General features: G+C 71.1%; 9 protein-coding genes. 5 read left to right on the top strand and 4 right to left on the bottom strand.

Annotated features, from left to right (window positions below):
- Positions 1 to 16 precede the first annotated feature (16 nt).
- Entirely contained in the window at positions 17 to 1,150 is a 1,134-nt protein-coding gene (locus AOZ49_RS14055) for a methyltransferase (RefSeq protein WP_054475977.1), read from the top strand.
- Positions 1,151 to 1,207: 57 nt separating this feature from the next.
- Here AOZ49_RS14055 and AOZ49_RS14050 read toward each other — a convergent pair whose 3' ends face one another.
- Genes AOZ49_RS14050 through AOZ49_RS14040 form a run of 3 tightly spaced genes read right to left on the bottom strand, consistent with a single transcriptional unit; the run spans position 1,208 to position 3,030 of the window.
- On the bottom strand, positions 1,208 to 1,897 hold the full coding sequence (locus AOZ49_RS14050; protein WP_054428589.1) for a DUF1345 domain-containing protein: 690 nt from the start codon (positions 1,895 to 1,897) through the stop codon (positions 1,208 to 1,210).
- 33 nt (positions 1,898 to 1,930) lie between these two features.
- Positions 1,931 to 2,455: a chromate transporter gene (locus tag AOZ49_RS14045; RefSeq protein ID WP_054428590.1), complete on the bottom strand. Its 525-nt coding sequence runs from the start codon at positions 2,453 to 2,455 to the stop codon at positions 1,931 to 1,933.
- Positions 2,452 to 3,030: a chromate transporter gene (locus AOZ49_RS14040; RefSeq protein WP_054475976.1), complete on the bottom strand. Its 579-nt coding sequence runs from the start codon at positions 3,028 to 3,030 to the stop codon at positions 2,452 to 2,454. Before AOZ49_RS14040 ends, AOZ49_RS14045 begins: the two co-directional genes overlap by 4 nt.
- 132 nt (positions 3,031 to 3,162) lie before the next feature.
- On the opposite strand from AOZ49_RS14040, the gene AOZ49_RS14035 reads away from it, so the two are divergent.
- The 4 genes from AOZ49_RS14035 (at position 3,163) to AOZ49_RS14020 (ending at position 6,032) form a co-directional block, all read left to right on the top strand.
- Entirely contained in the window at positions 3,163 to 4,083 is a 921-nt protein-coding gene (locus tag AOZ49_RS14035; protein WP_054475974.1) for a LysR family transcriptional regulator, read from the top strand.
- A gap of 93 nt (positions 4,084 to 4,176) precedes the next feature.
- Positions 4,177 to 4,977 carry a glutamate racemase gene (murI, locus tag AOZ49_RS14030; RefSeq protein WP_054475972.1) on the top strand — a complete coding sequence of 267 codons (801 nt, stop codon included), beginning with the start codon at positions 4,177 to 4,179 and terminating at the stop codon, positions 4,975 to 4,977.
- 189 nt (positions 4,978 to 5,166) lie between these two features.
- Positions 5,167 to 5,592 (top strand): universal stress protein, encoded by a 426-nt coding sequence (locus tag AOZ49_RS14025; protein WP_054428593.1) that lies wholly within the window; start codon positions 5,167 to 5,169, stop codon positions 5,590 to 5,592.
- 11 nt (positions 5,593 to 5,603) lie between these two features.
- Positions 5,604 to 6,032, top strand: coding sequence for a universal stress protein (locus AOZ49_RS14020; RefSeq protein WP_054428594.1), 429 nt, complete (start codon positions 5,604 to 5,606; stop codon positions 6,030 to 6,032).
- Here AOZ49_RS14020 and AOZ49_RS32520 read toward each other — a convergent pair.
- Positions 6,029 to 6,377: ATP-binding protein (locus tag AOZ49_RS32520; protein WP_231690344.1), on the bottom strand; the 349-nt coding region annotated here is incomplete at its 5' end. The genes AOZ49_RS14020 and AOZ49_RS32520 overlap by 4 nt on opposite strands.

The raw sequence follows: 6,377 nt of genomic DNA, 5'->3' as shown, positions 1-6,377 counted from the left end.
TGCCCGGAGCGTCCCGTTGACCCAGCCTGAACTGCATTGGACAGAGGGCGAGGCCCCTGACCAGACCCACCACACCGCCCGCTGGCGCTCGGAATCCGGCGCCACGCCGCCCAAGCGCGTGGTGCTGGCCGACGACCGCACCACGGCGGACATGGCCTATCGCCTGGCGTGCGAAGGCGTGGGCCTGCTGTGGCGCGGCGACTTCCAGAACGCGCGCCAGTTGCTGCAGGCCATCACGCGCCGCGTCGACAAGCGCCCGCGCAAGCCGGTGGAAAGCATGCTGGAGGCCTTCAACCAGCATCGGCAAATCCAGTCGCAGCGCGCCCGCATCCTCGGCATGCTGCTGATTCCGTTCGACGCCGGCCACGGCATTTCGCAGCGCCGCGCGCCGGACGCGCGGCAGGCCTGCGAAGAAGCACACGGCCCCGCCGACGAACCGTACGTGGCGTCGCTGCGCGAGCTGCTGGGCCTGATCGGCGCCTTCGAATGGCGCAAGAAGGGCGTGGAGATTCCCGCGCTGGACAACCGCATCCACCCGCACTACGGCGTGTTTTCGCCGCTGCGCGGCGAGTACATCGACCTGGTGGCGCGCACCCCGATGCCGCGCGGCAGCGTGGCCTTCGATATCGGCACCGGCACCGGCGTGCTGGCGGCCGTGCTGGCGCGCCGCGGCGGCAAGCGCGTCATCGCCACCGACATGGACCCGCGGGCGCTGGCCTGCGCCCGCGAAAACCTCGAACGGCTGGGCCTGTCCAGGCAGGTCGAGGTGGTGGAGGCCGACCTGTTCCCCGAAGGCCGGGTCTCGCTGGCCGTGTGCAACCCGCCGTGGCTGCCGGCCCGTCCCAGCTCGCCGGTCGAGCACGCGGTCTACGACCCCGACAGCCGCATGCTGCGCGGCTTCCTGAACGGCCTGCCTGCGCACCTGACGCCCAACGGCGAGGGCTGGCTGATCCTGTCGGACCTGGCCGAACACCTGGGCCTGCGCACCCGCGAGCAATTGCTGGAGATGATCGAGCAGGCCGGCCTGCGCGTGGTCGAGCGCATCGACACGCGGCCCACCCATGGCCGCGCCAAGGATGCCGACGATCCGCTGTACGCGGCCCGCTCGAAGGAAGTCACGTCGCTGTGGCGCCTGGCCGCCGCGGCCTGAGCGCGGGCCGACTGTCTTTCCGGCCATGAAAAAGCCCGGCACCGCGGCCGGGCTTTTTCATGCCCGCCCCGCCGCCACGTTGACGCTGATGGCGATGATGAAGACATTGAAGAAGAAGGCGATGACGCTGTGCATCAGCGCCGTGCGCCGCAGCCGGCGGCTGACGATCTGCACGTCCGAGACCTGGAACGTCATGCCCAGCACCAGCGCGAAGTAGGCGAAGTCCCAGTAGTCGGGATCTTCCTTGCCCGGGAAGTCCAGGCCCTTGTGCATGCCGTTGCGGTGGCTGTAGTAGCCATGCGCATAGTGCAGCGCGAAGATCATGTTCATGTAGAGCCACGACAGCACGATGCTGGCGGCCGCCGCGATCAGGTCGGCCGCGCCCTCGAGGCCGCCCGCGGCGCGCATCTCCATCCACAGCGCCAGCATCACCAGGCACGACAGCAGCACGCTGCTCCAGAGCACGGCGCTACGGCCGACATCGACCTGCTGCGCCCGGACCCGCATGGTGGCGGGCGTCGCCTTGCCGAAGGCCGCGCCGGTCAGCAGCAGGAACACCAGCGCGGCGAGATCGAAGCCCAGCAGGCCGGCCCGGCTCGGCGCCAGCCCGGCGCGCCACAATCCCACCGCCACCGCGGCGAACAGCAGCCCGCACAGCACCAGGCGCTGGTGCGCATGGAAAAACGGCAGCGGCGCGACGCCGGCCTGGGTCGAGTCGGTATCCGGATCCTTGACCGGCAGCGTCATGGCGGGCTCCCACGCGTGGCAAGAGCCTCCACGCTAACCGATCGCGAGCAATCCCACCAGCGCCCCGCCGAACAGCAGCCACAGCGGGTGGATCCGCGTCACGCTGCCCAGCAGCGCCACCACCGCGGTGATGGCGCCCAGCAGCCAGGTGTGGGCCGAGGCCTCGGTGATCAGCGCGGCGCTGGCGGCCACCAGCCCCACCGTCATCGGGAAGATGCCGGCCTGGATCACGCCGCGCCAGGGGCGGTCCTTGAAGCGCTCCCACAGCCCCAGCGCGATGATGGTGATGATCGAGGACGGCCCGAACTTGGCCAGGGTGGTGACCAGCATGCCGGCCCAGCCGGCCACGTGCCAGCCGACCAGCGTGACCACCATCAGGTTGGGGCCCGGCGCCGCCTGCCCCAGGGCGAACAGCGCGGAGAAGTCGGCGGCCGTCATCCAGCCGTGCACCTCCACGACCTGGCGCTGCATTTCGGGCAGGATGGTGTTGCCGCCGCCGAAGGCCAGCACCGACAGCTGCGAAAAGATGATGGCGAGGGCGATCAGGGTCTGGATCATCGACGTTGCCTCCAGACCAGCAGGATGCTCAGGGGCGTGAGCACCGCCATGGTCGGCAGCAGCGGAATGCGCAGCACCGCGATGGCGATGAAACAGGCGGCGGCCACCGTGCCGGCCAGCCAGTCGCGGCGCTTGAGCACCGGCACGCCGATCTTGACCGCCATCGAGATCAGCAGCCCCGCCGCCGCGGCCGCCAGGCCGGCGAACAGATGCTGGATGTGCGGATCGTTCTGGAAGCGGTCGTAGACCATGCCCAGCAGCACCACGATGGCCGACGGCGCCAGGATCAGGCCCATCAGCGCCGCGAAGGCGCCGCGCGGGCCGCGGAACTTCATGCCCAGCGCCACCGACAGGTTGATGATGTTGCCGCCCGGCAGGAACTGGCACAGGCCCAGCAGGTCGGTGAATTCGGCCCCGGACAGCCAGCGGTGCTTTTCGACCACCATGCGCCGCGCCAGCGGCAGCGCGCCGCCGAAGGCGGTCAGGCCGAGCATGAGGAAGCCGTAGAACAGTTGCCCGCAGGTGGGCGGCGGCCGCGTGGCGGCATCGGGGGAATCAGGGGCTGCTGCGTTCATTGTGGTGTGGCCGGGGCCGGTCCGCGAAGCGCCGGCGCGGCGGCGCCGGGAGTGAAGGAATAGCTCGCAGCCTACTCCCGCGACAAGATAATGTCTAATATATGACTGGTTAAACATTCATATTCAATACATATGGCATCCGTCGACCTGCGGTTGTTGCGCTACTTCCTGGCGGTGGCCGAGGAATCCCACCTGACCAAGGCGGCCGCCCGGCTGGGCATCCGCCAGCCCCCACTCAGCCAGCAGATCCGCGTGCTGGAACAGGAGCTGGGCGTCACGCTGTTCCACCGGCTGCCGCGCGGCATGGAACTGACCGAAAGCGGCCGGGCCCTGCTGGCCGACGCGCGCAGCATCCTGGCGCTGGTCGACCAGGCGGTCGACGGCGTGCGGCGGGTGTCGCTGGGCGAGGCCGGCCGGCTGACGGTCGGCTTCACCGGCTCGGCCGCCTTCCACCCGTTCGTGCCATCGGTGATCCGGCGCTTTCGCGAAAGCGCGCCGCAGGTGCGCCTGGTGCTGGAGGAAAGCAGCACCGGCGAGCTGATGGAGGACGTGCGCGCCGGCCGGGTCGACGTCGCCTTCATCCGCGGCGCGCACGGCGCCGACCGCGGCGTGGCGGTCGAAAGCGTGCTGGAGGAAACCATGCTGGCCGCCTTTCCCGCCGACCATCCGATGGTCAAGGGGCGCGGCCGCAAGCGCATCGCGCTGTCGGAGCTGGCCGAGGAATCGCTGATCCTGTACCGCCGCCACAGCGGCCCCGGCCTGTACGACGCCATCATCTCGGGCTGCCGCGCCGCAGGCTTCAGCCCGCGGGTGACGCAGGAGGCGCCGCGCGTGCTGTCCACCCTGAGCCTGGTGGCGGCCGGCCTGGGCGTATCGCTGGTGCCGGCCTCGCTGCGCCGGGTCAACATCGAGGGCGTGGTGTACGTCAACGTCACCGGCCCGGTGGAGCTGCGCGCCCCGCTCACCCTGATCTGGCGCGACGCGCCGTTGTCGGGCGCGACCCGCCGGCTGATCGAGGAAGTGCGCGCGCATCGCGAAACGCCGGAGGACTAGGGACGGCTCACACGGAAAGGCGCCTCTCACGGGGTGAACAGGCCCCGGGCGCTACACTGGGCGCCATCCTGGCTCTCGCTGCTTGCCCCATGCATGCCCCCCCACCCCATAGGCGTATACGACTCCGGCGTCGGCGGACTGAGCGTGCTGCGCGCCATCCGCGACGCGCTGCCGCGGGAACATCTGCTGTACCTGGCGGATTCCGCCCACGTGCCCTACGGCGAGAAGACCCAGGAGACCGTGCAGCAGCGCGCGCTGGCCATCGCCGACTATTTCGTGTCGCGCCGGGCCAAGGCCATGGTGGTGGCCTGCAACACCGCCACCGCCGCCGCCATTGCGTTGCTGCGCGCGCGCCATCCGGACCTGGTCATCATCGGCGTGGAGCCGGCCATCAAGCCGGCCGCGCACCTGACGCGCAGCGGCGTGGTCGGCGTCTTCGCCACCACCGGCACGCTGGCCAGCCCCAAGTTCGCGGCGCTGGTGCAGCGCGAGGCGCCCGAGATCCGCATCCTGTTCCGGCCCTGTCCCGAATGGGTGCTGCAGGTCGAGCGCGGCGAGATCGACGGCCCCGCCGCCGCCCGCGTGGTGGCGCCGCCGGTGCGCGAACTGCTGGCGCAGGGCGCCGACGCGCTGGTGCTGGGCTGCACCCATTTCCCGTTCCTGCACGACGCGATCCAGGCCGAGGCGGGCGCGTCCGTGCCGCTGCTGGAAACCGGCGGCCCGGTGGCGCGCCGCCTGCGCCATCAATTGCAGGAGCGCGGGCTGCTGGCGACGGACGGCGCCGGCTCGGTGACGCTGGAGACGACCGGCGACGCGGCCACGCTGGGCCGCATGGCGGCCCTGCTGCTGGGCCTGCCGGCCGAGGCGGCGCAGACCCCGGCGCGCTGGCGCTGAGGCCGCCGGCGGGCCATCCCGCCGATGCGTCCGCCGCGCCTCCCCGCGCGGGACGCACGCCGCCCCGCGCGGACGATCCCGCTTCGTTTGATTCCGCGCATCCCGCCGCCGCCCCTGGCGCGGGATAATTTCGTACAGTGGAGACACTGCGGCGCATCGCCGCGGCTCGCGGACAACAAGGAGACGTCGATGAAACGCATTCTGATCCCCGTGGATGGCTCGCAACACGCCGTGCATGCCGTCCGGGCAATGCTCCAGGCGCGCGGCTACGACCCGGTCGAACGGGTCGAACTGCTGACGGTGCAGATTCCGCTGCAGGCCGGCAAGATCGGCCGCGGCCTGTCGCAGGCGGACATCGACGCCTACCACCAGGAAGAAGGCCAGGCCGCGCTGCGCGAAGCCAGCGCGCTGCTGACCGAGGCCGGCGTGCCGTTCGGCCAGCGCGTAGAGACCGGCGCCACCGCGGAAACCATCGCCCGCGTGGCCGCCGAGATCGACGCCGACGAGATCTTCATGGGCACGCGCGGGCTGGGATCGGCGTCCGCGCTGTTCATGGGCTCGGTGGCCACCAAGGTCCTGCACCTGACGGCGCTGCCCGTCACCCTGGTCAAATAAGGAGGCCCGCCATGCTGCATATCCTCGTGCCGGTTGACGGCTCCGACAATGCCAACCGCGCCGTGCTGCACGCGCGCCAGCTGGCCCAGGGCGCGCGCGACGCGCGCATCCATCTGCTCAACATCCAGACCCCGCCGCAGGGCCGCGCCGGCCTGTCGCGGCTGGTCACCCAGGACATGATCGACGAGTACTACGTGCGCGAAGGCCAGGAAGCCGCCGACGACGCGCGCAAGCTGCTCGACGTCACCGGCACCGACTACACCAGCCACGTCGAATTCGGCAATCCCGCCGTCGAGATCACCCACTACGCGCAACAGCATCAATGCGCGCGCATCGTCATGGGCACGCGCGGCCATGGCGCGCTGGCCGGCATGCTGATCGGCTCGGTCGCCAACCAGGTGGTGCAACTGGCCGACGTGCCGGTGACGCTGGTGCGCTAGCGCGCGCCGGCCCCGGTCGGCAGCGCCGGCAGCGTCAGCGTCACGCGCAGGCCGCCCAGCGGCGCCTGCCCGGCGCTGACCTCGCCGCCGTAGGTGCCGGCCAGGTCGCGCACGATGTCCAGGCCCAGGCCCGAGCCGGGCCGCTGCTCGTCCATGCGCACGCCGCGCTCGAAGATGCGTTCGCGCTCGTCCTCGGCGATGCCGGGGCCGTCGTCGTCGATCACAATCTGCAGGCGGTCCGGCGCCGAGGCCCGCGCGCCGATGCGGACGCGGCGCGCGGGCTCGAACTGGAAATGGCGGACTTCGCCGACGGCCTCGAATTCCGCGGCGAGGAACAGGACCTGC

Source organism: Achromobacter sp. 2789STDY5608615, from assembly GCF_001298995.1.
In the GTDB taxonomy this organism is placed as follows: domain Bacteria; phylum Pseudomonadota; class Gammaproteobacteria; order Burkholderiales; family Burkholderiaceae_B; genus Achromobacter; species Achromobacter insuavis.
This window is presented reverse-complemented; position numbering and strand designations above follow the sequence as displayed.